This is a genomic window from Streptomyces sp. NBC_01428, from assembly GCF_036231965.1.
Classification (GTDB): Bacteria; Actinomycetota; Actinomycetes; order Streptomycetales; family Streptomycetaceae; genus Streptomyces.
Genome location: NZ_CP109499.1, coordinates 1301790 through 1325045, shown reverse-complemented (window position 1 = coordinate 1325045; position 23256 = coordinate 1301790). Strand labels below are relative to the sequence as shown.

Annotated in this window: 25 protein-coding genes; 20 read left to right on the top strand and 5 right to left on the bottom strand. The window is 71.7% G+C overall.

Going from position 1 to position 23256, the window contains the following annotated elements:
* Positions 1-39 precede the first annotated feature (39 nt).
* The 10 genes from OG406_RS05750 to OG406_RS05705 all read left to right on the top strand — a co-directional run bounded on the left by OG406_RS05750 (position 40) and on the right by OG406_RS05705 (position 12243).
* Complete coding sequence (locus OG406_RS05750) at positions 40-783, top strand: GNAT family N-acetyltransferase (protein ID WP_267049299.1); 744 nt, start codon at positions 40-42, stop codon at positions 781-783.
* Between the two features lie 10 nt (positions 784-793).
* Complete coding sequence (locus tag OG406_RS05745) at positions 794-2143, top strand: ATP-grasp domain-containing protein (protein WP_329184456.1); 1350 nt, start codon at positions 794-796, stop codon at positions 2141-2143.
* Complete coding sequence (locus OG406_RS05740; RefSeq protein WP_329184455.1) at positions 2143-2604, top strand: cupin domain-containing protein; 462 nt, start codon at positions 2143-2145, stop codon at positions 2602-2604. The genes OG406_RS05745 and OG406_RS05740 overlap by 1 nt, the downstream gene beginning before the upstream one ends.
* Positions 2601-3698 carry a pyridoxal phosphate-dependent aminotransferase gene (locus OG406_RS05735; RefSeq protein ID WP_329184453.1) on the top strand — a complete coding sequence of 366 codons (1098 nt, stop codon included), beginning with the start codon at positions 2601-2603 and terminating at the stop codon, positions 3696-3698. The genes OG406_RS05740 and OG406_RS05735 overlap by 4 nt, the downstream gene beginning before the upstream one ends.
* Positions 3695-4318 carry a GNAT family N-acetyltransferase gene (locus tag OG406_RS05730; protein ID WP_329184452.1) on the top strand — a complete coding sequence of 208 codons (624 nt, stop codon included), beginning with the start codon at positions 3695-3697 and terminating at the stop codon, positions 4316-4318. Before OG406_RS05735 ends, OG406_RS05730 begins: the two co-directional genes overlap by 4 nt.
* Positions 4319-4418: 100 nt before the next feature.
* Positions 4419-5822 (top strand): KamA family radical SAM protein, encoded by a 1404-nt coding sequence (locus OG406_RS05725; protein ID WP_266850704.1) that lies wholly within the window; start codon positions 4419-4421, stop codon positions 5820-5822.
* Positions 5819-8605: a lysine 5,6-aminomutase subunit alpha gene (locus OG406_RS05720; protein WP_329184451.1), complete on the top strand. Its 2787-nt coding sequence runs from the start codon at positions 5819-5821 to the stop codon at positions 8603-8605. The genes OG406_RS05725 and OG406_RS05720 overlap by 4 nt, the downstream gene beginning before the upstream one ends.
* Positions 8602-9495: an OAM dimerization domain-containing protein gene (locus tag OG406_RS05715; protein ID WP_329184450.1), complete on the top strand. Its 894-nt coding sequence runs from the start codon at positions 8602-8604 to the stop codon at positions 9493-9495. The genes OG406_RS05720 and OG406_RS05715 overlap by 4 nt, the downstream gene beginning before the upstream one ends.
* Positions 9492-11135: an amino acid adenylation domain-containing protein gene (locus OG406_RS05710; protein ID WP_329184448.1), complete on the top strand. Its 1644-nt coding sequence runs from the start codon at positions 9492-9494 to the stop codon at positions 11133-11135. The genes OG406_RS05715 and OG406_RS05710 overlap by 4 nt, the downstream gene beginning before the upstream one ends.
* Positions 11125-12243 (top strand): LLM class flavin-dependent oxidoreductase, encoded by a 1119-nt coding sequence (locus OG406_RS05705; protein ID WP_329184446.1) that lies wholly within the window; start codon positions 11125-11127, stop codon positions 12241-12243. Before OG406_RS05710 ends, OG406_RS05705 begins: the two co-directional genes overlap by 11 nt.
* A gap of 94 nt (positions 12244-12337) precedes the next feature.
* On the opposite strand, the gene OG406_RS05700 is transcribed toward OG406_RS05705, so the two are convergent.
* Entirely contained in the window at positions 12338-12580 is a 243-nt protein-coding gene (locus tag OG406_RS05700; RefSeq protein WP_241539850.1) for a response regulator transcription factor, read from the bottom strand.
* Positions 12581-12934: 354 nt separating this feature from the next.
* Entirely contained in the window at positions 12935-13171 is a 237-nt protein-coding gene (locus OG406_RS05695) for a hypothetical protein (RefSeq protein ID WP_081220837.1), read from the bottom strand.
* A gap of 249 nt (positions 13172-13420) precedes the next feature.
* Here OG406_RS05695 and OG406_RS05690 point away from each other — a divergent pair, with 249 nt between their 5' ends.
* On the top strand, positions 13421-14362 hold the full coding sequence (locus tag OG406_RS05690) for a helix-turn-helix transcriptional regulator (RefSeq protein ID WP_203660213.1): 942 nt from the start codon (positions 13421-13423) through the stop codon (positions 14360-14362).
* A gap of 374 nt (positions 14363-14736) precedes the next feature.
* Positions 14737-15258 (top strand): hypothetical protein, encoded by a 522-nt coding sequence (locus tag OG406_RS05685; RefSeq protein ID WP_266618106.1) that lies wholly within the window; start codon positions 14737-14739, stop codon positions 15256-15258.
* Between the two features lie 235 nt (positions 15259-15493).
* Here OG406_RS05685 and OG406_RS05680 read toward each other — a convergent pair whose 3' ends face one another.
* Positions 15494-16267, bottom strand: coding sequence for a glycosyltransferase family 2 protein (locus OG406_RS05680; protein WP_164372273.1), 774 nt, complete (start codon positions 16265-16267; stop codon positions 15494-15496).
* 228 nt (positions 16268-16495) lie between these two features.
* Between OG406_RS05680 and OG406_RS05675 the strand changes: the two genes are divergently transcribed.
* Positions 16496-16936: an RrF2 family transcriptional regulator gene (locus OG406_RS05675; protein WP_266850691.1), complete on the top strand. Its 441-nt coding sequence runs from the start codon at positions 16496-16498 to the stop codon at positions 16934-16936.
* A 93-nt stretch (positions 16937-17029) separates the two neighbouring features.
* Positions 17030-18241 (top strand): globin domain-containing protein, encoded by a 1212-nt coding sequence (locus OG406_RS05670; RefSeq protein ID WP_329190662.1) that lies wholly within the window; start codon positions 17030-17032, stop codon positions 18239-18241.
* A 133-nt stretch (positions 18242-18374) separates the two neighbouring features.
* On the opposite strand, the gene OG406_RS05665 is transcribed toward OG406_RS05670, so the two are convergent.
* Complete coding sequence (locus tag OG406_RS05665) at positions 18375-18875, bottom strand: hypothetical protein (protein WP_267049309.1); 501 nt, start codon at positions 18873-18875, stop codon at positions 18375-18377.
* Positions 18876-19151: 276 nt separating this feature from the next.
* Here OG406_RS05665 and OG406_RS05660 point away from each other — a divergent pair, with 276 nt between their 5' ends.
* Together OG406_RS05660 and OG406_RS05655 are read left to right on the top strand one after the other, a co-directional pair.
* On the top strand, positions 19152-19385 hold the full coding sequence (locus OG406_RS05660; protein ID WP_267049310.1) for a hypothetical protein: 234 nt from the start codon (positions 19152-19154) through the stop codon (positions 19383-19385).
* Positions 19386-19640: 255 nt separating this feature from the next.
* Positions 19641-19856 carry a hypothetical protein gene (locus OG406_RS05655; RefSeq protein ID WP_267049311.1) on the top strand — a complete coding sequence of 72 codons (216 nt, stop codon included), beginning with the start codon at positions 19641-19643 and terminating at the stop codon, positions 19854-19856.
* 130 nt (positions 19857-19986) lie between these two features.
* Here the strand turns inward: OG406_RS05655 and OG406_RS05650 are convergent, their stop codons facing one another.
* Positions 19987-20670, bottom strand: a complete 684-nt coding sequence (locus OG406_RS05650) for a DUF4232 domain-containing protein (protein ID WP_329184440.1) — start codon at positions 20668-20670, stop codon at positions 19987-19989.
* A 231-nt stretch (positions 20671-20901) separates the two neighbouring features.
* Between OG406_RS05650 and OG406_RS05645 the strand changes: the two genes are divergently transcribed.
* From OG406_RS05645 to OG406_RS05630, 4 genes are all read left to right on the top strand, one after another.
* On the top strand, positions 20902-21744 hold the full coding sequence (locus tag OG406_RS05645) for a helix-turn-helix domain-containing protein (RefSeq protein ID WP_329184438.1): 843 nt from the start codon (positions 20902-20904) through the stop codon (positions 21742-21744).
* A 73-nt stretch (positions 21745-21817) separates the two neighbouring features.
* Positions 21818-22429, top strand: a complete 612-nt coding sequence (locus tag OG406_RS05640) for a dihydrofolate reductase family protein (RefSeq protein WP_329184436.1) — start codon at positions 21818-21820, stop codon at positions 22427-22429.
* Positions 22430-22524: 95 nt separating this feature from the next.
* Positions 22525-22761 carry a plasmid mobilization protein gene (locus tag OG406_RS05635; protein WP_267049315.1) on the top strand — a complete coding sequence of 79 codons (237 nt, stop codon included), beginning with the start codon at positions 22525-22527 and terminating at the stop codon, positions 22759-22761.
* A complete protein-coding gene (locus OG406_RS05630; RefSeq protein WP_329184435.1) occupies positions 22758-23132 on the top strand; it encodes a fic family toxin-antitoxin system, toxin component in 375 nt (124 codons plus the stop codon). Before OG406_RS05635 ends, OG406_RS05630 begins: the two co-directional genes overlap by 4 nt.
* Positions 23133-23256: the final 124 nt, after the last annotated feature.

The window sequence follows — 23256 nt, the reverse complement described above, 5'->3', positions numbered from 1 at the left end:
CGCCCCCATCCCGCCGCAGCCCCCGAGGAGGCACCCGCCATGCACAACTGGCCGCTGACCGGCATCACCGTGCGCACCCCGCTCGTCGAACTGCGCCACCCCACCCCACAGGACCTCGACGCGCTCGCCGACCTGGGCGCCGAGGGCGTGCACACCCCCGGCTTCATGCCCTTCTTCTCCCAGTGGACGGACGGGGACCCGGCCACCGTCGCCCGCCGCGTCCTCCAGCGGCACTGGAGGGCGATGGCCGACTGGACCGCCGACGACTGGACGCTCTACCTCGTCGTGGTGCACGAGGGCGAGGTCGTCGGCTCCCAGTCGCTGGGCGCCCGCGACTTCGCGGTGACCGGGGAGGTGCTCCTCACCTCGTGGCTCGGACTGCGCCACCAGGGCCTCGGCCTCGGCGGACACGCACGGGCCGCCTCCCTGGAACTCGCGTTCACCGGACTCGGCGCCCAGGACGCCTTCTCCGTGGTGCGCAGGGGCAACACCGCCTCGCAGGCCGTGTGCCGCAAGTTCGGCTTCACCCACGACGGGACACAGATCAACGCCGTACGCGGGGAACGCGCCGTCAGCGACCGCTACCGCCTCACCCGCGCCGACTGGGCCGCCGCCCGCACCGTCCCCGCCGAGATCGCCGGCCTCGAACCGGCCCTCGACCTGTTCGGCGCGGCGTCCACGTCCCGGCCGGTGCAGGCGCCCTCCGGATCCCTGTCACCCGCCCTGGCCGCCACGCTCTCCGGCGTCCGGTACGCGCCCGAACCCGACCACGCCGACGTCTGAGGAAACGGCCATGCCACGCCCCGTCATCGCCGTCGTCTACGACTTCGGCTCCGTCGCGCCCGCGGACATCGTGGACCGGCTCGAACCGCTCGGCGACGTCGTCCTCGCCGTGTGCCCCTCCCGGCACACCGAGGAACTCGCCCCACTCCTCGCCGACTTGACACCCGTCGTCCCCGTCCACGAGGAGGACGCGCACACCCTCGACGCGTCCGCCGAGCTCCTGCGCGAACACGGCCCCGACGCCGTACTCACCTACAGCGAGCGCCGGCTGGGCACCACGGCCGGGCTCGCCGCCCGGCTCGGTCTGCCCTTCCACGACGCGCGGACCGTACGGCTGCTCACCGACAAGTACGAGCAGCGGCGCAGGCTCCGTGAACGGGGCGTGGACCCGGTGCGCTGTCGGCTGCTGCGCACCCCGGGGGACTGGGCGCCCGCGCTCGCCGCCGTCGGCCTGCCCGCCGTCCTCAAACCCCTGCGCGGCGAGGGCAGTCGCAGCACCCACCTCGTGCGGGACGCGGCCACGGGCGCCGCGCTCGCCACCCGCCTGCTGACCGCACCGGCGTCCGCGGGAGGCGAGGAGGCCCTCGTCCTGGAGGAGTACCTGGAGGGCGTCGGCGCGGGCCCCTTCGGCGACCACGTCTCGGTGGAGAGCGCCGTCCTGGACGGGCGGGTCACCCACTGGGCGACGACCGGCAAGTTCCCGCTCGCACCCCCGTTCCGCGAGGTGGGCCACTTCTGGCCGGCCCCGGTCACCGGCGCCGAGCGGGACGCCGTCCTCACCCTGGCCGCGGACGCCGTCCGGGCGCTCGGCGTCCGCACCGGCATCACCCACACCGAGGTGAAGCTGACCCCGGACGGCCCCCGGCTGATCGAGGTCAACGGCCGGCTGGGCGGCTTCCAGGCCGGCCTCGGCCGCCTGGCCGGCGGACTCGACCCCGTCCTCCTCGCCGCGGAAGTGGCCCTCGGGCGGCCCCTCCCGACCACCTGGGTGCCCGACGACCGTGTGACCTACGCCCGCGCGCTGCCGACACCCGCCGAGGGCGGACTGCTCACCGGCGTACGCGGTGTCGGCGAGGTGCGCGGCCTGCCGGGCGTCGACACCTACGAGACCCGGGTGCAGCCGGGCCGGACGGTCGAACCAGGTGTCGCCACGGGGGAGTTGGCCGTGCTCTGGGGCACCGCCGACGACCACGACACCATGCTCGCCGTCCTGGACCGGGCCCTCGACACCCTCACCTACACCTTCGCCGGAACCCCCGGCACACCCGAGGAACGCACGGTGCGCGCCCGCGACCTGGTCCCGGCCGGACCCGGACAAGGCGCCGACCCCGCCCCCACCGACGTACGAAAGGCCTCCTGATGACCACCGAGCCGGCCACCACCGAACTCCCCTCCACCGGAAGGGATTCCAGCGCCGCGCCCGCCTCCGCCGAAGGGGGTCGCGCCGTCGCGAACGGAGCGGAGATCCGCACCGACATCCCGCAGTTCCTGCCCGTCGCCGGACACCACGCGCCCGCGCCGTTCTATCTGACGGCCGACATGTTCGGCGGCGTGCCCGTCGAGCTGGCGGGCGGACCCATCACCCACCTCGTCGGCAAGCCGGTCGCCGACCCGCACCGGCACGCGGTCGACGAGATCTACTTCCTGGTCTCGCCGAACCCCGGCGGCGCCCGCATCGACGTCCTCGTGGACGGTGAACGGCACGAACTCGCCTCGCCCGCCCTGCTGCGTGTCCCCGCAGGCGCCGAGCACCGCTTCCTCACCCTGGAGGCGGAGCCCGGCAGCTACTGCTTCGGCCTGCTCCTCGGCAGCGAACGATGACCGCCCCGACCGTCGCCCGCACCGCGCGGGCCGCACCCCTGCGACTGCACCTGAGCGAGAGCCCGTACGGGCCCAGCCCGCACGCCCTGCGCGCCGCGCACGCCGCCGTCGACGACACCGGCACCTACCCCGACCCCACCCGCACCGCCCCCGCGCGGGCCATCGCCGATCTGCTGGGCGTCCGCCCCGAACAGGTCGCCGTGGCCAACGGCAGCGACGAACTGGTCCTGCTCACCGCGCTGTGCGTCGGCGACCCCGGCCGCCCCGGCGTGACCACCGCCGGAACGTTCCCCGGCTACCGCATCTGCCTGGAGAACGCCCGTCGCGGCTGCCACGAAGTCCCCCTCGACGGCACCTCCCCGGGCGTCACGGCCCTGGCAGACGCCATGGAGGGCGCCGGCATCGCCTACGTGTGCAACCCCCACAACCCCAGCGGAGGCGCGCTGAACCGCGCAGAGCTGGACCTGCTGGTCGAGCGCGCCGCGGCCACCGGCACCCCGCTCGTGGTCGACGAGGCCTACCTCGATTTCGCACCGCCCGGCACCCCGCAGATCCTCGACCATCTCGGCTCCGGCGCGCCCGTCCTGGCACTGCGCACCTTCTCCAAGGCGCACGGCCTCGCCGGTCTGCGCATCGGCTACGCCGTCGGCGACGCGGACCTCGTCGCCCGGCTGCGCGAGGTCCAGGGCACCATGCCCTTCAGCGTCAACCGGGCCGCCCAGGCCGCCGCCGTCGCCGCCCTCGCCGACCGCGAGCACCTGGAGCAGGTCCGGAGCGGCAACACCGCCGCGCGGGAAGGGTTCCGGGCCGCACTCGCCGCACGCGGCCGGCACGCCCTGCCCTCGGTGACCAACTTCCTCGCCGTGCCGGTCGGCGACTCCGCCCGCGCCGAACGGCTTCTGGAGGACGACCACGGCATCCTCGTCCGCGACGCGGGCCGCTTCGGCCTGGCCGGGCACCTCAGGATCTCCGTCGGCCCGGCCGGCCACCTCGACCGCCTGCTCGACGCGCTCGACGCCGTCGACCCCGTGACCCACCGCCGCACGGGCGACATGCCCGTGTCCCGCACCACCACAGCACAGGAGCAGCAGTGACCCACGTGATCGCCCTCGACCCGCACGACGCCTTCGCCGTACTGCCGTCCACCGGGGAACTCCCCGACGGCTGGCGCGGCACCGGCTGGTCGGGGGACGAGGCGACCTGCCGCCGGCAGGTCGCCGTCCGCCCCACAGCCGTCCTCGCCACCGAGCGGCTCCGGCTGCGCGAGGTCCTGCCCGCCGAGGCGCTCGAACTGCGTGAGGGCCGCACCGCGGACCTGCCCTGGCTCGGCGGCACCCCCGGGGAGGGATCGCGGGAGGCCGCGGGCATGCTCGCCGGCGCCCACACGGCCGGCCTGCACCGCTCCGGCTGGGGCATGTACGTGCTGGTCCGCGAGGCCGACGGGCTCGTCGTCGGCGGCATGGGCTTCCACGGGCCGCCGCAGGACGCCGCCGCCGAGATCGGCTTCGACCTGCACCCGGACGCCCGCGGCCACGGCTACGCGACCGAGGCACTGGCCGCGCTCGCCCACTGGGCACTCCAGCAGCCCGGCGTGGACACGGTCGTCTGCACGACCACCGCGGACAACGTGCCCTCCCAGCGGGTCATGGAACGCGCCGGCTTCGAGCGCCGCCCGGACCGCGACGGCGTCCTCGTCCACGCCCTCACCCGCTGACCGAGACCACTCAACCCGGCGGCACCGCACGGCCGTTCCGTGCGGTGCCCCGTCCCGAATCCCCACCCGCCGCGGCGGCCGGGAGAAACCGAGGCACCTCGTGAAGACCGCACCCCCGCCGACCGCGCCGCCCACCCGGGCACCGGCCGACGCGCTCGCCCAGCCGTACGGCTACCGACGCCACGAGGCCGTCGAGCCCGACTGGCGGCGCTTCCCGGGCTGGCGGGACGTCACCTCCGCCCAGTGGCGCGACCCGCAGTGGCAGCGCGCCCACTGCGTGAAGGGAGTCCGCCAGCTGCGCGAACTCGCCGGCACGGGGCTCGACGACGCCTTCTACGAGGACCTCGCCGCCGACCAGAAGCAGTTCGCGACGATGCCGATCCTGCTCACCCCGCAGGTCCTCAACACCATCGCCCCGGCCGCCGCCCCCGGCACCACCGACTGGTACGCCGACCCCGTGCGCCGCTACATGCTGCCGGTGGCCAGCGACCGGCACCCGCGCTGGCCGAGCCACCCCCTCGCCTCCCGCGACTCGCTGCACGAGGCCGAGATGTGGGTCGTCGAAGGACTCACCCACCGCTACCCGACCAAGGTGCTCGCCGAACTCGTCACCACCTGCCCGCAGTACTGCGGGCACTGCACCCGCATGGACCTCGTCGGCACCTCCACCCCGCAGGTCGACAAGTACCGCTTCGTGCTGCGGCCCGCGGACCGCCTCGACCGCATGATCGCCTACCTGCGCGCCACCCCCACCGTCCGCGACGTCGTCGTGTCCGGCGGAGACGTCGCCAACGTGCCCTGGCCACGGCTGCGTTCCTTCGTCGACCGGCTCCTCGACCTCGACAACGTCCGCGACATCCGGCTCGCCAGCAAGGGACTGATCGGGCTGCCGCAGCACTGGCTCGCGCCCGACGTCCTCGACGGCATGGCCGAACTCGCCGCCAAGGCCTCCGCCCGCGGCGTCGGCCTCGCCATGCACACCCACGCCAACGCCGCGCAGCAGATCACCCCGCTCGTCGCCGAGGCGTCCCGCGCGCTGCTCTCCGCCGGACTGCGCGACGTACGCAACCAGGGGGTGCTCCTGAACGGCGTCAACCACACCCCCGAGGCACTGCTCGACCTGTGCTTCGCCCTCCTCGACAGCGCCGGCATCATGCCCTACTACTTCTACCTCTGCGACATGGTCCCCGGCGCCGAGCACTGGCGGCTGCCGCTCGCCGAGGCCCAGCGGCTCCAGCACGCCATCATGGGCTACCTCCCCGGCTTCGCCACGCCCCGCCTCGTCTGCGACGTCCCCTACGTCGGCAAGCGCTGGGTGCACCAGGCCGACGCGTACGACCGTGAACTCGGCGTCTCCGACTGGTCGAAGAACTACCTCACCTCCGTGGAGCACGACGCCCCGGACGCCCTGAAGCGCACCCACCACTACTACGACCCGCTGCACACCCTGCCCGCCTCCGGCCAGGCCCACTGGGCGCAGTGGCAGCCGGGGGAGGAGCAGTGAACACGCCCACCAACACGCCGCCCGGCAAGCCCGGTTCACCGCTCGGCCTGCACCGCGTGCTCGCCCCGGAGGGAGTGCTGCCGCAGGCGGCCCTGCGCCTCGACCCCGACCCGCGGCTGCGCGACGACGAAGTCCGCATCGACGTCGAGTACCTCAACCTCGACGCGGCGTCCTACCGCCAGCTCCACGAGGAACACGGCGGCGACGGTGACGCCATCCGCGAGGCGGTCCGCGCGATCGTGCGGGAGCGCGGCAAGATGCACAACCCCGTCACCGGCTCCGGCGGCATGCTCATCGGGACCGTCGCGGAGGCCGGACCCGAGACGCCGCTCGGCCTCAAGGCCGGCGAACGGGTGGCGACCCTGGTCTCCCTCACCCTGACCCCGCTCGAACTCACCGACGGCCTGCGCGACTGGGACGGCCTGGGGGAGCGGGTGCCGGCCCGCGGACACGCCATCCTCTTCGGACGCTCGGTCGCCGCGGTCCTGCCCGCCGACCTGCCCGACGAACTGTCCCTCGCCGTCCTGGACGTCTGCGGAGCTCCGGCGCTCACCGGCCGTACCGTCGCCGAGTACGCCGCCCGGACCGGCCGCGCCCCCTCGGTGGCCGTCCTGGGCGCGGCCGGCAAGTCGGGCAGCCTGGCGCTCGCCGCCGCACGCCGCGCCGGCGCCGGCCGCCTGGTGGGTGTCGTCCCGAACGAGGTGGAGGCGATCGCCCTCACCGCATCCGGCCTGGCCGGCTCGGTGTTGCGCGCCGACGCCCGTGACGCCGTGGCACTCGCCGACGGACTGGCCGCCCACGGTGGCCCGGCCGACATCACCGTGGTCTGCACCGACGTGCCCGGCTGCGAACACGCCGCCGTGCTGGCGACCGAGGACGGCGGCACCGTCGTCTTCTTCTCCATGGCGACCTCCTTCCCGGCCGCCGCGCTCGGCGCCGAGGGACTGCGTGCCGACGTCACCATGCTCATCGGCAACGGCTACCAGCCCGGCCACGCCGAGCAGGCACTCCACCTGGTCCGCACCGAACCCGGCGTACGGGCCCTCTTCGACCGCAGGATCGGCCGGACGGCCCGGCAGGAGGACTCAGCGGTGGCCGCCCCCGCCCCGGCGATCGATCGCATCGCTCCCGCAGTCGCGAACGACGCCTCCGCCGTGGTCGTCGACCCCGGCCACACCCCTCGGGCCACCACAGCCCCCGCCGGAAAGCTGGGCCTCGACCCCCGACTCGTGCGCCGGGCACGGGAACTGGCGGCGCGCGCGGGGGGCGCCGTCGTGGACATGGCCCGGTCCCACACCACGGTCGCCGTGGAACGGGCCGCCCTGCGACTGGCCGGGCTGTCCGGCGCCGACGCCGAGGGCATCCCCTGGGCCAACCGACTGGTCGACGCCGTCCGCGACCAGGTCGGCCTGGAACACGGCGTGGCCCTGCCCGTGTGGCACGCCTTGCGCACCGGCTCCTGCCGCGACCTCACCGAACTGGCCTCGCGCGCCACGGCCCGCGACGTGTCCTTCCGGCTGCCCGAGGGTGCCGCCGCGGGCAGTGCGGTCGCCGACGCCCGGCGCGCCATGGCGGGCGGCCTCGCCGTGATCGACGGCCGGCGCCGTGAACGCGACCGGCTGATCGGGCAGTGGGGCGAGCCGACCGGCCCCCTCATCTACCTGATCGTCGCCACCGGCGACATCCACGAGGACGTCCGGCAGGCGGTCGCCGCCGCCCGCGGCGGCGCCGATGTCATCGCCGTGATCCGTTCGACCGGACAGTCGCTGCTCGACTACGTCCCCCACGGCGCCACCCGCGAGGGATACGCGGGCACCTACGCCACCCAGGAGAACTTCCGCCTGATGCGGGCCGCCCTGGACGGGGTGTCCGCCGAACTCGGCCGCTACATACGCCTCACCAACTACGCGTCCGGTCTGTGCATGCCGGAGATCGCCGTCCTCGCGGGCCTGGAACGCCTCGACATGATGCTCAACGACTCCATGTACGGCATCCTCTTCCGCGACATCAACCCGGTCCGCACCTTCGTCGACCAGCGGTTCTCCCGCCAGTTGCACGCCCGCGCCGGCATCGTCATCAACACCGGCGAGGACAACTACCTCACCACCGCCGACGCGATGGACGCGGCCCACACGGTGACCGCGAGCCAACTCCTCAACGAGTACTTCGGCAAGGAGGCGGGGCTCACCGACGCCCAACTCGGCCTCGGACACGCCTTCGAGATCGATCCCGACCTGCCCGACTCCTTCCAGATGGAACTCGCCCACGCCCTGCTCGCCCGCGAGCTGTTTCCCGACGCCCCGCTCAAGTGGATGCCGCCGACCCGCCACATGACCGGCGACATCTTCCGCGGCTACCTGCTCAACGGCTTCTTCAACCTCGCGGGCGCACTGACCCGGCAGAACATCCTGCTCGTCGGCATGATGACCGAGGCCGTCGTCACCCCCTTCCTCTCCGACCGGGACCTGGCGCTGCAGAACGTCCGGTACGTGATGAACGCGGCCGGCTCCCTGGAGGAGGACTTCCGCCCGGCACCCGGCGGCGCCATCACCCGGCGCGCCGACGTGGTGCTGCGCGAAGCGGTCGACCTGCTGGAGCGGATCGGTGAACACGGCCTGCTGGACGCCATCGCCGCCGGCACCTTCGGCGGCATGCGCCGCCCCGTCGACGGAGGCCGCGGCCGGGACGGGGTGGCCGAGTGCGCCCCCGGCTACCGCAACCCGGCCGTCGAACTGCTCGAAACGTCCCAGGACTCCGACCGTGAAGGAGAAGATCAGCGATGAACACCCCCGCCGGACCGCCGCCCGCGGTCCGCCCCTACGGGGACACCACAGGCGACGGGATGGTGCAGCTCTCGTTCACCCTCCCGCTGCCGCACGGCGCGCTCGCCGAGGGCACCGCCCTCCAACTGGCCCGCCAGATGGGCATGGACCGCCCCCTCCTCGTCCACGCCCGCCCGGTAGGAACCGAGTTCACGTTCTGCGTGGTCTACGGCCCGGTCGTGCACGAGGTCGAACTCGACTCCGTGGACGTCGTGGAGCGCGAGTACCCGCTGCTGTCCTCCCAGGAGGTGGACGAGGGCCTGCACGAGAACCTGGGGCGCGACTGCGTCGTGGTCGGCGCCTGCATCGGAACGGACGCGCACACCGTCGGCATCGACGCGATCCTCAACATCAAGGGGTTCGCGGGCCAGAAGGGCCTGGAGTACTACCACTCGATGCGCGTCGTGAACCTGGGCGCCCAGGTCTCCGTACCCGACCTCGTGCACCGGGCCGTCCGGGAGAACGCCGACGCCGTCCTGGTCTCCCAGGCCGTCACCCAGCGCGACGCCCATCTCGCCAACGTCCGTGAACTGAGCGCGGAACTGGACGCCGCCTACGCCGGACGCCCCCGGCCCCTTCTGGTCGTCGGCGGCCCCCGGTTCGACCCCGCCATGACCGCGGACCTGGGCGTCGACCGCATCTTCGGCCGGGGCACCACGCCGGACGACGTCGCCAGCTACCTCGTACACGCCCTGACCGTCGGACGCTCCCGCGTTCGCGAACTGGACCTGGACCTGGACGTGGACTTGGACTTGGACGAGAGCGTGCACGACGGAGAGTCGGCGAGCGTGGGCGAGGACGCGGAAGAGACGGCCGGAACCGCCGTGTCCGCCGACAGGAGCTTCCTGTGAGCGGGCAGCCGACGCCCCCGGTCCCCGCGGCGAACACCAGCGCCCCCGCCACCGCGACGGAGGGTGCAGGGCCCGAGGACCGCCTCGACACCCGGTTCCGCGAGATCGCCGCCCGCATGCCCGACCGTACGGCGGTCACCGACGCCTGCGGCTCGGTCACGTACGGACGGCTCGCCGAGGAGGCCGACGCGGTGACGCGCGTCCTGCGGGGGCACGTGTCGCCCGGGCAGCCCGTTGCCCTGCGGGCCGGTCGGTCCCGGGCCGCCCTGAGCGGGCTGCTCGGCATCCTGGGCGCCGGTGCCTCCTACCTGCCGGTCGACCCCGGCTATCCGCGGGACCGGCAGCGCCACCTGCTCGACGACTCGGGCACGACACTGGTCCTCACGGAGGGACCACCGGCACCGGGGGAGACGTCGCTCGCCCAGGTGGGACCGCTGACCCTCGCCGCCCGCCGGGCCGTCCCCGGAGCGCCCGCGCTCCCCCCGGACACCGCGTACACCATCTACACCTCGGGCTCCACCGGTCTTCCCAAGGGATGCGTGGTCGGGCACGGACACGTGCTCGCCCTGCTCGACGCCGCGCTTCCGCTGTTCGACACCGGTGCCGACGACGTGTGGACGCTGTTCCACTCCTGGAGTTTCGACTTCAGCGTGTGGGAGATCTGGGGCGCCCTGCTCGGCGGTGGCCGTGCGGTCGTCGTGGACCGCGACACCGCAGCCGATCCCGAGGCCTTCGCGCAGCTGCTCGCGGACGAGGCCGTGACCGTGGTCAACCAGGTACCGTCCGCCTTCGGCAACCTCGTCGCCGAGACGTCCGCCACCGGGATCCGGCTGCCGGCCCTGTGCCATGTCGTCCTCGGCGGCGAGGCGATGGTCCCCGACGACATCCGTCGCTGGTGGGCGGCGAACACCGCGCCTCGCGCCTCGGTCACCAACATGTACGGCATCACCGAGACCACCGTCCATGTCACGCACTGCCCGCTGACCCCCGACATCCTCGCCGCCGCGCGCCCGGGCCGCACCCCCATCGGCCGGCCACTGCCCCACCTGGACGTCGAACTGCGGAACGCGGAAGGTCTGTTGGTCGGCCCCGGTGAACCCGGAGAGATGTGGGTGGGCGGAGCCGGGGTGAGTCACGGATACCTGGGACGGCAGGAGCTGACCGCCGAACGTTTCCCCGGTGAACCCGGTGAACCCGGCGGCCCGGGCCGGCGCTACCGCAGCGGCGACTGGGCCGTCGCCGACGCCGACGGCCGGCTGTACTACGCGGGCCGGATGGACGGTCAGGTCAAGCTGCGCGGCTTCCGGGTCGAACTGGGCGAGGTCGAGGCCGAGTTGCGGGCGGTCCCCGGCGTGGACGGGGCCGCCTGCCTCCTCGACGACAGCGGACGCATCCCGGCACTCGCCGCCTATCTGGTCGCCGACCGTGCCGTGGTGCCCCCGGCCCGGGTGCGCGACGCGCTCGCCGGCCGGCTGCCCGCGCACATGCTCCCGCAACGACTGCACTACCTCGACCGCCTGCCGGTCACCCCGCACGGCAAGCTGGACCGCGATGCCCTGCTGACCGGGGCGGTCCCCGGCCGGAACCAGGAGCACGGCGCGCCCCGCACGACCAAGGACGGTGGCCACCGTGCCGGTTGAGTTCATCGGAATGATCGGGGCACGGGACTCCGAGGGGGGCGGCCAGGGGCCGGCCGTGGACCCCGGCTTCACGCGGATGTTCGCCCGCGTGCACGAAGAGGCCGGCTTCGACCGCGTCCTGATCGGGCACAGCTCCAGCTCGCCCGACGGCGGCCAGGTCGCCGCGTACGTCGCGGCCCACACCGAACGCCTCGGACTGCTGCTCGCCCACCGCCCGGGAACCGTCGCCCCCACCATGGCGGCCCGTACCTTCGCCACCCTCGACGCGTTCAGCGGCGGGCGGCTCGCCGTGCACGTCATCTCCGGCGGTCACGACGCGGAACAGCGGCGGGACGGCGACTACGCGGCCAAGGAGGACCGCTACGCCCGCACGGACGAGTTTCTCGACGTGGTGAAGCGGGCGTGGACCGAGGAGGAGGGGTTCGGTCACGACGGCCGCTTCTACCGCTTCGACGACTTCCGTTCCGAGGTGCGGCCGGTCCAACACCCGCACATGCCGCTCTACTTCGGCGGATCCTCGCCCGCCGCGTACCGGGTGGGCGGCAAGCACGCGGACGTGTTCGCGCTGTGGGGCGAGCCCCTGGCCGAGACCGCCGAGCAGATCGCGGCCGTGCACGCGGGAGCGCGCGCCGCCGGGCGCACGGTCATGCCGGGGATCAGTGTCTCGTTCCGCCCGGTGCTCGGCGCGACCGAGGACGAGGCCTGGGAGCGGGCGTTCGGGATCCTGGACGGGCTCCGACGGCAGGGGACCGCGGGCGGCTTCTTCGACCGGAGCAGGCCGCCGCTGCCCCTCGGGCCGTCGGTACGCCCGGAGAACGCGGGCTCGCGGAGGCTCTTGGCCGTGGCGGAGCGGGGCGAGAGGCACGACCGCGCCCTGTGGACGGCGCCCGCGGCGGTGACCGGAGCCGCGGGGAACTCGACCGCTCTGGTGGGGACACCGGAGACCGTGGCCCGCGCCCTGCTGGACTACGTCGACATCGGTGTCACGACGTTCCTGCTCCGCGGACACCAACCGGTCCAGGACGCGGGGGAGTTCGGGCGCACCCTGCTGCCGCTGGTGCGACAGGAGGTCGAGCGGCGCGAGCGGGAGGCGCGGGCTCAGGGATGAGCGGGGTGCGCGTCCCCCGGGGCGCGCACCACGACGGCGGAGGGCGCCGGTGGGGTGTCCCCACCGGCGCCCTCCGCCGTCGTTCGGACGGAGTTCACACCTGCGTCATGCCGAAGTCGTGCCGGCGCGAGACCTGAAGGGCTAGAACCATCAGATGCGCGCGATTGCTGACTCCCGCCTTTCCCCGGATTCTGCGCAGATAGGTGTCCACCGTGTGCGGGCTGAGATTCATTCTCCGCGCGATGGAGGAATAGGTATGGCCTTCGGCGAGGTAGCCCAGAACTTCGAGCTCGCGGTCGCTGAGGAGTTCCAGGATTTCGACGGCGAACGGACTCACACGTGTGCCTTTCATGGGGAGTGAGGGCCATGGGGCGGGCTCCCCGGTGCTCCAGGGAGGGTGGAGCCGGTTCGGTCGCCGTCACGCGGCGGCCCCGGCTGCTGAATCGCCGGTCAGGCCGCACCTGTGTGCCCTCCGCGCGCCGTCGAGCAGGGCGTCGGTCGCACGGGCTAATCTGAAGCGTGTGTTCGGATATCGACACGGTGGGGGCGCGGACGCAGTGCTGACCGGACGCCCGGACCGCGAGCAGCGCGTGGAACAGCGGTTATTACCCGTCCCAGGCGCGCTCGCAGGGTCCTCGCTCTTGCTCTCGGGGGCCGTCCTGGGCCCGCCGGATCGCGCGTGCGGTGAGGCTCAGGCGGCCGTGTCGGTGCCGGCCGTGAGCTGTCCGGCCGTACGGGTGGCGGTGGGGACGGTGATGACGCGCCCGCCCCAGCCGCTGTCGCCGTCCGTGTTGCCCTCCGTGGCGGCCGACGCCGTGACCGCGGTGCGGGCCGGTGCCGAAGTCGAGGCCTGGGCGGCCCCGACAACTCCGCCGAAAGCGATGGAAGCGGCGGCGAGAGCAATGGCGGCGGCGCGGAAGGACTTCATTCTGGGCACTCCTGTATTTGAATTCTGGACGGATTCGGGGATTCCGTTGCGGCGGTTTCTCCGTTGCCTCAAGACTCTCGTGCCGCACGTGGTCCTGACTACCGATCACGGTGCTCACCAAGCTGCCTCGCAGCAAAACGAACAGGGGACGAAGTGTTCATAGCGGACGAAAGTAGGGCATTCGAACCGCCCGTGCGACCGAACGAAAGGGAAATCGCCCTCTATAGGTGGGTCGCCAGGAACGAGCGGATGGACCCCGACCGGGCCGCGCGGGAACTGGGCCTCGGCCGCGACGAGGTCGACGCCGCCGTCGTCTCCCTCACTGAACTGGGCCTGATGAAGGCCGACCCGGACGATCCGAGCCGGCTGCGGCCGGTCGACCCGGACCTGGTGGCCGCCGTGGTGACGACCACGATGGAAGCCGAGATCCGCACCCAGCAGGCCGAACTGCACCGCATCCGCGACCAGTTCGCCGACCTGCGGGGCCACTACCTGGACAGCATCAGCCGCGGGTCCGTCGGCCTCGAGGTCATCCCCCGCCTGGAGGAGGTCAGAGCGGCACTCAACCGCGCCTCCGAGGAGTGCGCGCAGGAGATGCTCACCAGCCAGCCCGGCGGCAACCGCGTCCCCGAGGTCCTCCAGGAGGCCCTCGCCCGCGACAGCGCCATGCTCGGCCGCGGCGTCCGCATGCGCACGCTCTACCACCACACCGCACGCTTCAACGGGCCCAGCCAGGCCTACGTCTCCATGGTGTCCTCCCTCGGTGCCGAATACCGCACCGCGCACGAACTGTTCGGCCGCCTGATCGTCTTCGACCGCAAGGTGGCCTTCATCCCCGAACGCGGCGGCACCTGGGGCGCGGTGGTCATCCGGGAACCGTCGGTCGTGAGCTACCTGTGCGAGGTGTTCGAGCAGGCGTGGATGCAGGCCGCACCGTTCTCCGACGCCGCGACGGACGGACTCGAACTCGTCGCCAAGGACATCGACCGCACCATCGCCCGGCTGCTCGCGGCCGGGCTCAAGGACGAGACGATCGCGCGCCGGATCGGCATGTCCCTGCGCACCGCCCGCAAGCACATCGCGGACATCATGGAAACACTCGGCGCCGAAAGCCGTTTCCAGGCAGGGGTGTTGGCGGCGCGGGCGGGGCTCCTCGACGACGAGGCGGAGGACGTTCCCACCCCCGGCTGAGCGGCCTCCCACCGGAGTGCGCCGCTCCGCCGGAAGGGGCCGCGACGGGCCGTGGCCCCTGCGGTACCGTGATCCCGGGACTGCCGCACCACCGGCCCGGTCCGAGAGAGTTCCTGCAAACCGCAGGGACGGGGACCGGTCCGACGACGCCGCCCATCCCTGCGGCCATGTGGCGGAAGAACAGCAGATCTGTCCTTCCCGGATGTTCCGTGCACGAAGGACGGGCCCTCCGCGCACGAACGGCACCGCACATGGGCACCGGTCCGGCCTCGACGCCGTGCACGTGTCCCACCCGCGGGCGACGGCGCGGTCGGCGACCTCACCTGCGTCGCGGCACGCCGGAGGGCCTGCGCCAACGGGAGCGGGAGCACGACGTGGACTTCGAATCGACCTCGGTCACGGGCAGAGCCGGCCTGGACCTTTTCGTCAGGGATGTGGCCCTGTGCCTGTCCGTCAACCGGGACAGGACACCCGCCCTGGTGTGGCCGGAGGGCATCGAGGCGGTGGTGGCCGCGGCACGCGAGGCCCCACCCCTCGGCACGCCGCCCCCCTCACCCGAAGTGCCTTACCAGGCAGCCGAACTGACGGAACGTCTGGGAGCCCTCCTCGGCTGCACGGTGGTCAGCTCGTCCGTCGCCCTCGCCCGGGGCGCCCGGCACACCGGCACCACCACGGAGACCGACCTGGTCCTGCTCCCGGTGCACGGAAGCTGCGGCGGCCGCGTCGAACCGACTCACCCCCCGCACCCGTCGTCCCCTCGACCACCACACACCCTGGATCTGCGCCTGCGGGTCGGCGAGGCCCTCTACCTCCCGCGCGGATACACCTACACCCTGAACGACGTCCACACCCCCTGCACGCTGCAGCTCCTCGGCCTGCACGCACCCGCGTGGTGAACGACCCAGGACAACGACTGTCAGCGCCCGATGGCATGCCGTCGGGTCATACATCAGCCCGATGTGATGCCGACGCCGATAGATCAGAGCGTGGCGGTCGACGAGGGCCGGTCGCACGGCCGGTCCGAAACCCGCCGACCGATGCTCCGGCTCCTCCCGCGCGGGACCGGCGACCGGACTCCGCGCACATGCGACAGCCGAGCCCGCGGCCTGGCCGACGGACCCGCCGGACGGATCAGATCTGCGACTTGCGCAGCGAGTGCCAGGCGGCTCCGGCCAGGGCCCGCGCCGACCGGGGAACCGAGAGGTGTTCGTGCTCGCGGTAGAGGGCCCAGTTGTACGGGACGAGCCCGAGCTTGTTGGAGGACAGGGACCCGGCGCGTCCCGCCCGGTACACCGCCAGTGGTTCGCGCAGACCGCAGGCGTCATGGCCGTCACGCATGATCGACAGCCACAACGCGTAGTCCTGCCGCTTGGGCATGTCCGGCATGAGCCTCGTACCGAGGAGCCCACGGTCGTACATGGCGGTCAGCGCCCCGATGTGGTCCTGGGTGAGCATCGCCCGGTAGTCCACACGCTCTCGCGCCCAGATCACGCGGCCGTTGGGAGCGAAGTCGGCCGCCTCACCGTCGTACTCGGCGTCCATCTTGTAGTACGACGTGAACGTCAGCGGCGTACCGGACGTCGCCGCGAACTCCAACTGCCGCTCCACCTTCGTCGGCAGCCACATGTCGTCACTGTCGAGGAAGGCGACATAGTCGCCGCGGGCCCGGGCGATGGCCTGGTTGCGGGCTCGGGCCGCGCCCCCGCGGCCGGGGGCCGCCTCCGGGCGGACCCGCTCGTCCTGCCGGGCGAGGTCGTGGAGCATCTCCATCGACTCGTCGCTGGACGCGTCGTCGGTGACCAGGAGTTCGACATCGGTGTGCGTCTGGGCGAGCACCGATCGCACCGAAGATCCAAGAGTGGCTGCCGCGTTGTACACGGGCATCACGACAGACACCAGAGGCACGGTTTTCCTCACTTCGTACCAGCGATTGACGGAGCCCGAAGTGTAGTCGCAGGTTCCGGCCCCCCGGTCCCCGGCCGGGCTCTTCCCGTGGCCGGGCGCACTCGCGGGCCGTCTCCGCCACGACCAGGACGGACGCACACGCTGCCGTACACGGCCGACATCAGCGCGAAGCCGGACGCAAGCAATAAAGATTCATATGAGATGCATGTTATGGGCTAGGGTGTGGTCATGAGGCTCACCAAGTCGACCGACCTCGCTCTGCGGATCGTCATGTCCCTCGCCGCCATCGGCGAGGAGTCCACCACGACGATCAGGAAGATCGCCGAGGCGATGGAGGTGCCGTACTCGCACCTGACCAAGGTCGCGGCCCAGCTGCAGCATCTGGGCCTGGTCGAGTCGCGGCGCGGCCGCGGTGGCGGCCTGTCGCTCACCGCGCGCGGGCGGCGGGCGTCCGTCGGCGGCCTGGTGAGGGCATTGGAGGGTGAGGGGGATGTCGTGGACTGCGAAGGGGCGACTCCCTGTCCGCTCAACGCCGCCTGCAGGCTCCGCGGGGCCCTGCGTCGAGCCCAGGAGGCCTTCTATGCCTCGCTGGACCCCCTGACCGTCGACGATCTGGCCCAGGCGCCGACGGGGCCCGTCCTGGTCGCGCTGGTGGGCGTTAACTCCTGAGGGGAAGGTGGAGGACTTCTCCGTCCGAGGATCCGCTTCGCCGTCCAAAAATATGCATCTGACATGTCTATTCAACGTTCATGGGAGTCCGTCTTGCTCAGCGCCGAGTCCTCAGCCGTAGTCAGAGCCACGCTCCCGGCGGTCGAAGACGCCTTGGGGGAGATCTCCGGCCGCTTCTACCAACGGCTCTTCGCCGCACACCCCAACCTGCTGCGCAACCTCTTCAACCGCGGGAACCAGGCCGTCGGCTCCCAGCAACAAGCCCTCGCCGGCGCACTGACGGCCTTCGCCCGCATGCTGGTGCACCACCCGGACCGCCGCCCCGACGAGATGCTCGAACGCATCGCCAACAAACACGCCTCACTCGGCGTCGGCCCGGGCCAGTACCCCGTCGTGCACGAGCATCTGACGGCGGCCGTCGCGGAGGTGGTGGGCGCACCCTTCACCGCTGAAGTGGCCACAGCGTGGGACGACGTGTACTGGCTCCTGGCCAACAGCCTCATCACCATCGAACAGCGCCTCTACGCCCAGCACGGTGTACTGGTCGGCGACACCTGGAAGACATGGGTCGTCACCGCCCGCACCCAGGAGACCGAGGATGTCATCACCCTCGCGCTCACCCCCGCGGACGGCACCAAGGCACCCGCCTTCCGTCCCGGGCAGTACGTCTCCGTGCAGGTCCAACTGGCCGACGGCGCGCGCCAGATACGCCAGTACAGCCTGTCGCGGGCCGACAGAGACCCAGGCAAGCGGTACATCACCGTGAAGCGCGTGAGCGGCAGCGGTCCGGACGGCGAGGTCTCCCATCACCTCCACGACCACGTGCGGGCGGGCAGCGACCTGAGAGTCTCCGCCCCGTACGGAGACCTGGTCGTCAAGGACGCCACCGCCCCCCTCCTTCTCGCCTCGGCCGGCATCGGATGCACGCCGATCCACGCCATGCTGGAGCAACTCGTCCTCGAACGACACCGGGGCCCTGTCACCGTCGTGCACGGAGACCGCTCCCCGGCCGAGCACGCGTGGCGCCGTCAGCACAAGATGCTGGCCCGGCAACTCCCGGACGGGCAGGCGCACTTCTGGTACGAGGACCCGCGCGGCGCGGACACGGAGGACCGAACCGGCCTGGTCGACCTGTCCGGTCTTCCTCCCCTCGGGGAAGTCCACGCCTACCTCTGCGGACCCCTGCCGTTCATGCGAGCGGTGAGAACCCAACTGCTCGCCCAGGGCGTGGCACCGAGGAATGTCCACTACGAGGTGTTCGGCCCCGACCTCTGGCTCGGCCGAGAGCCATCGCCCACCCCTTGAGGAAGGCATGAACGTTCCTGGTTCTCAGCCCGGTTGACGGTCACTTTGATGTGCCGTCAGGTTCACGTGTCTCTTGTCGACTGGTGTGGACAGGTCCTACGGCACCAGCGCGTCGATGTCGCCTCCACCCGCGTCAATTCAGCGGAAGCGGGGCCCACAAGTGCTTCCACAGCGCACCTCGGCGTCGTACCGCCGGCCGCCAGACGACGAGCCATCCCCACAACGCCAGAGCCGGAGATGCCAGCGTGAGGACCCACAGATCATGGTTCCAGGTTGCATCGCCGGTTCGGTAGACACTGCCGTCGACCTCGATGGCCGCGATGTTCTGGTCCACAGACAGGCCGGAGCCGTCGTCCTTGATCGACACGCCGGACCACAGGGGCGTTGACTCGCCGGTGATCGTGAAGTCGCCCGCGATGACGCAGCCATGGGTGCCGCAACTCTTCTCCGTGACGCGGTAGATGCCGTGGGCCCCCTGTCCTTTGCGCACGGCATTGGCCGGCACGAGGTCGAACAGCGCTGCACTCAGCATGGTGATGAGGCCCAGTAGGGGAATCGCGAGAAAGAAGGACAAGACGATGCGCCCGCGTCGCGCGTCCTTCCGGCTCGGGCGGCGGGGCGCCGGCACTGCCATGAGGACGCTCCGATGGGCTGCGTGGTCGCCGGCTTCAGGCCGACCGGAGCGGCATGATGCCATGAGCAAGGCCACCCAGACCACCCTCTCGTCGGCTCATCGGGGCTCCGCCCTCGCCCCGCCCCACCAACCGCTCGACTCCATGGCCCGTTGCTTCAGCCCGGCTCGGCGGGCCGCCATTTCAACAGGGGTCGAAATGATGGCGTATCGCCCTCGGGTCGTCGAAAGTGATGGCTGACCAGGCAAAACCATCTTTCAGAGTCTGAGGTGATTCACATGCGTATCCGCAGGGCTGCCGCCGCAACGGCCGCCGCACTCGTGCTGGCCGGTGGAGGCGTACTCATGAGTTCCACGGGGGCTCAGGCCGCACCCGCCGCCTGTCACACGGTGATCAAGGTCGTTCCGGTCACCATCTCTGTGCCCCAGCAGGTCTGGGAGAACGGCCACTGGGTGATCAAGTACGTCCCCGTAACGCACTACGAGACCATCTCGACGATCGTGTGCGACTGATGGCTCGCACGGTGGGCTGAGCTGCTGATTCTCACCGGGGCGCGCACGGAGATCGTCGCCCGGCACCGTCCCGTCCGGGGCCTTCACGTGGTCAACCCGTGCGGCTCGGAAGCTCCCCAGCGTCTCTTCACCGTCGACCTCGACCGAAGTTCCGCTTCCCTCAAGGCGGTTCCGGACGATCGGCCCGACACCGGAGGTTCCCCCTTCAGGGGCTGGCCCTACGCCATCAAGAGGGGCGACGCGGAGTACTTCGTCGTGCGGACTCAATCGACCAAGTACGACACGGAGTTCCGTCTCGCCATCTCGTGGCGCAGCGGGGACCGCAGCGGCACGCTGAGGCTCGACGACCACGGCAAGCCGTTCCGCATCACCGCCGACACCGCCGCGGACCAGACGTGCATCGCCATGAAGGACCGGACCATCTACTGGATGATGCCCGCAGCCTCCTCGACGTGCCCCGAAGAACGCTGAGGGGACGCGGGAGACCATCGCCGCGAGTTGGCGGTGCCGGACGGTCGCAGGGGTTCGACCCCCGCCCCCCGGTCGGTACCTGGCCTGCCCCCTGCGGTTGGCCGCCGGGCCGGGCCAGGAACCACCGCTCCTACTTGGTGGTGTGGGTCGGGTAGACCTGGACGTCGGTGTAGGCGCCCTTGATCTGGCCGGCGGCGGCGGGCCAGTCCAGGCTGACGGTGTGGGTCTCGTTCGGGGGCGTCACCAGGATGTCGGTCGGGGAGGAGAGGCTGTTGCCGGTGGCGTCGATGGTGTAGGCGAGGTCGAAGATCGCGGTGTCGCCGGGCTTGAGGATGGTGATACGCGGCTGGGCCGGGCCGCGCTCGATGGGGTTCGAGGTGTGGTCGGCGTCCTTGATGTCGACACCGGCGAAACCAGTGGCCGAGCAGGTGGTCGAACCCCTGTTGATCATGGTGATGTTGATCCGGCCCGAGGTCTTGTCGGGCGCGGCGTCGACGGCGTCGATGGCGAGATTCGCGGTCTTGCAGAACGTGACCTTCGCGCCGGCCTTCGAGGCGCCCTTCGTGCCGCCGGTTCCGGTGCCCGCCTGGGCGTCCTGGCCGCTGGAGTCCGGCTTCGTGTCGTTGGCGGTCGAACCGCCGGAGTCCGAGCCGCCGTCCGAGGGCGAGGAGGACGAAGCGGACGCGTCCGAGGACGAGGTGGAGGCGCCCTTCGCGGAGGAGTCCTTGCCCGAGCCCTCACCGCTGCACGCGGTGAGCGAGAGAGCGGCGGCGAGGCTGACGGCGGCGAGAGCGGTGACGCGGGTGTGCTTCATGGTGTTCCCCCGTGGGTGGTGCGGTCCGTGCGGTCTGTGCGGTCAGAAGTATTTGTATCTCGCACCGAGTTACGGGCGGTTCTTCACGACGTCTTCGTTCTGTCACAGGGGTGCTCGAACAGCTCAGGAGGTCGACAGGGAGGCGGTCGACGGCTGAGCCGGCGCCGCCACCGTGCGGGGCGACGGCCGAGCCCTCTCGCGAGGCGATGGTCGAGCCGCCACACTGGTTCCATGGAATACGCCGGCCGGGTGCCCGCGCCGCCGCTCGACCGGTTCATCGACGACATCTACTGCCTGTCCGGGGTGCCGACCCACCGGCTGGTGAACGTCCCGCCGATGCCGTCGGCACACTTGTTCCTCCACCTGGACGGGCCCGTCCGCCTGTGGGACTCCGACCGGGCGACGCCGCCGGCCGTGTTCACGGACGGGTGGTTCATGGGCGTATGGACCAGGCGCTTCCTCTTCGAGTACCCCGCGCATGTCCGGCTCGTGGGGGTGCACTTCAAACCGTGGGGCATGTCGCCGTTCGTCGACATGCCGGCGGCCGAGCTGCGCAACCGATGGGTACCCGTCGACGCCGTGTGGCGGCGCTCCGTGGACCGGATGCGCAACCGGCTCGGTGACGTCACGTCGCCCGCCGAGACGTTGCTCGTCCTGGAGGAGGAGCTGCGGTCGCGACTCGCCGACGCCCCGGCGCGTGGCCTCGACCTGGTGCGGCACACGGGCGGGCGTCTGGAGATGACGCATGGCGGGATCTCGGTCGGTGCGCTCGCCGACGCCGCCGGGGTGAGCGGAAATCACCTGGCCAACCTGTTCAAGACTCATGTCGGTGTCACCCCGAAGCACGTGGCGCGGATCTACCGCTTTGCCCGGCTGATCATCTCCGTGGACGCCCTGGGCCCGGTCGACTGGGCGGACCTCGCGCAAAGTGCGGGCTACTTCGATCACGCCCACTTCAGCAGGGAGTTCAAGGACTTCACCGGTCACACGCCGACGGAGTACCTGGCTCTCCGGCGTCGATTCCCCGCCGAGCGGCGAGGCCCGCAGGACTACGGCCCGATGCCCGCTGATTGATTTCTTACATGCCCAGATCCTCCGGCCACGCAAGGATTGCAGTGAACCCGCAAGGAGACGTGGAGGAGGACCCATGGGCAGGGTGATCATGCACAGCGTGGTGTCGGTGGACGGCTTCATCGCCGACGAGAAGGGCGAGGTCGGGCCCCTTCACGAGTGGTACTTCAGCGGTGACGTCCCGATCGTCGTGGGCCGGGGCGAGCAGGAGGACCATTCCGGATCCGACAGCGGTTTCAAGGTCTCGCACGCCTCCGCGGATCATGTCCGGTCGATGTGGGAGTCGATCGGCACCATCGTGATGGGCCGCAACCTGTTCGACCTGGTGAACGGGTGGGAGGGCAGGCCACCCGCGGGTGATCACGTGGTCGTGGTGTCCCATCGGCCCAAGCCCGAGGGGTGGCACCCGGAGGCGTCCTACCATTTCGTCGACGGCGTGCGGGCCGCGATCGACACGGCCCAGGAGCTCGCCGGGGAGCGGGTCGTCGCCGTGAACGCCGGCGACGTGGGCGCTCAGATCCTCGCGGCCGGTCTCGTGGACGAGGTGGCGATGGACGTGGTCCCCGTGGTGTTCGGATCGGGCAGACGCTTCTTCGGCGGCATCGACGGACAGCACCTGCTGGAGGATCCGCACGTGGTCATCCAGGGTGACAGGGTGCTCCACCTGCAGTTCAAGGTGCGCCGCTAGAGCACAGGAGCACAGGAGCGCAGGAGCACGCGAGTGAGCACGGGAGTGCACTCGAAGCCGTTGTAGCGCCTCGTATTCCCCGCTACGCTTTCCGTGTGAAGCAAATCAACGTGCGTGTGGACGACGAGACCGCAGCCACCATCGAGAGGCGGGCCGAGGCCGCAGGGCTGACCGTGCCCGAGTACGCCAAGCAGGTGCTCGCTGACGAGGGCAACGACGTACGGCACCGCTTCCTCGCCGCGGGCGCGCACTTCACCGACCTCTTCGCCGATGCCTTCGCCGAGGAATTCGGGGCCCCGGACACCGACCGCGGGTCGGCGGCCGCCGCGTGATCGTGCGCATCGACCGCGCCTGGCTTCTCGACCTCGCACACCGCCACCTTCCCGGAGACCCCGACGTCACGGACTTCGGAACGCTCGCGGCAGCGGCGGCCCGGCACACCGACGCGGTCATGGACACCCCCGTCTACACCGAGGTCCACCACCGAGCCGCCTCCCTCATGCATCAGCTCATCCGCTGCCCGGCGCTGGCGCACTCCAACGAACTCTTCGGCGCCGTCGTAGCCGCCTCGTACCTGTCGGTGAGCGGCGTCATCGTGGACGTACAGCCCAAGCAGGCCGCCGCGCTCGCGGCCCGCATCAGCCGCGACGCCCTGGACGTCAGGGGCATCGCCGCCGAGGTCAAGGGATGGGCCGCCCGCTGAGTTCCGGCCCCAGATGCATGGGCCGACCGACCTCCGCCGCGGTCCCTCCTGGTCACAGCACCCCCAGCGCCGCAACCGCGTCAGCGCCGCGGATCGACGGACGGGGCTTTCCCCACCGCAGGTC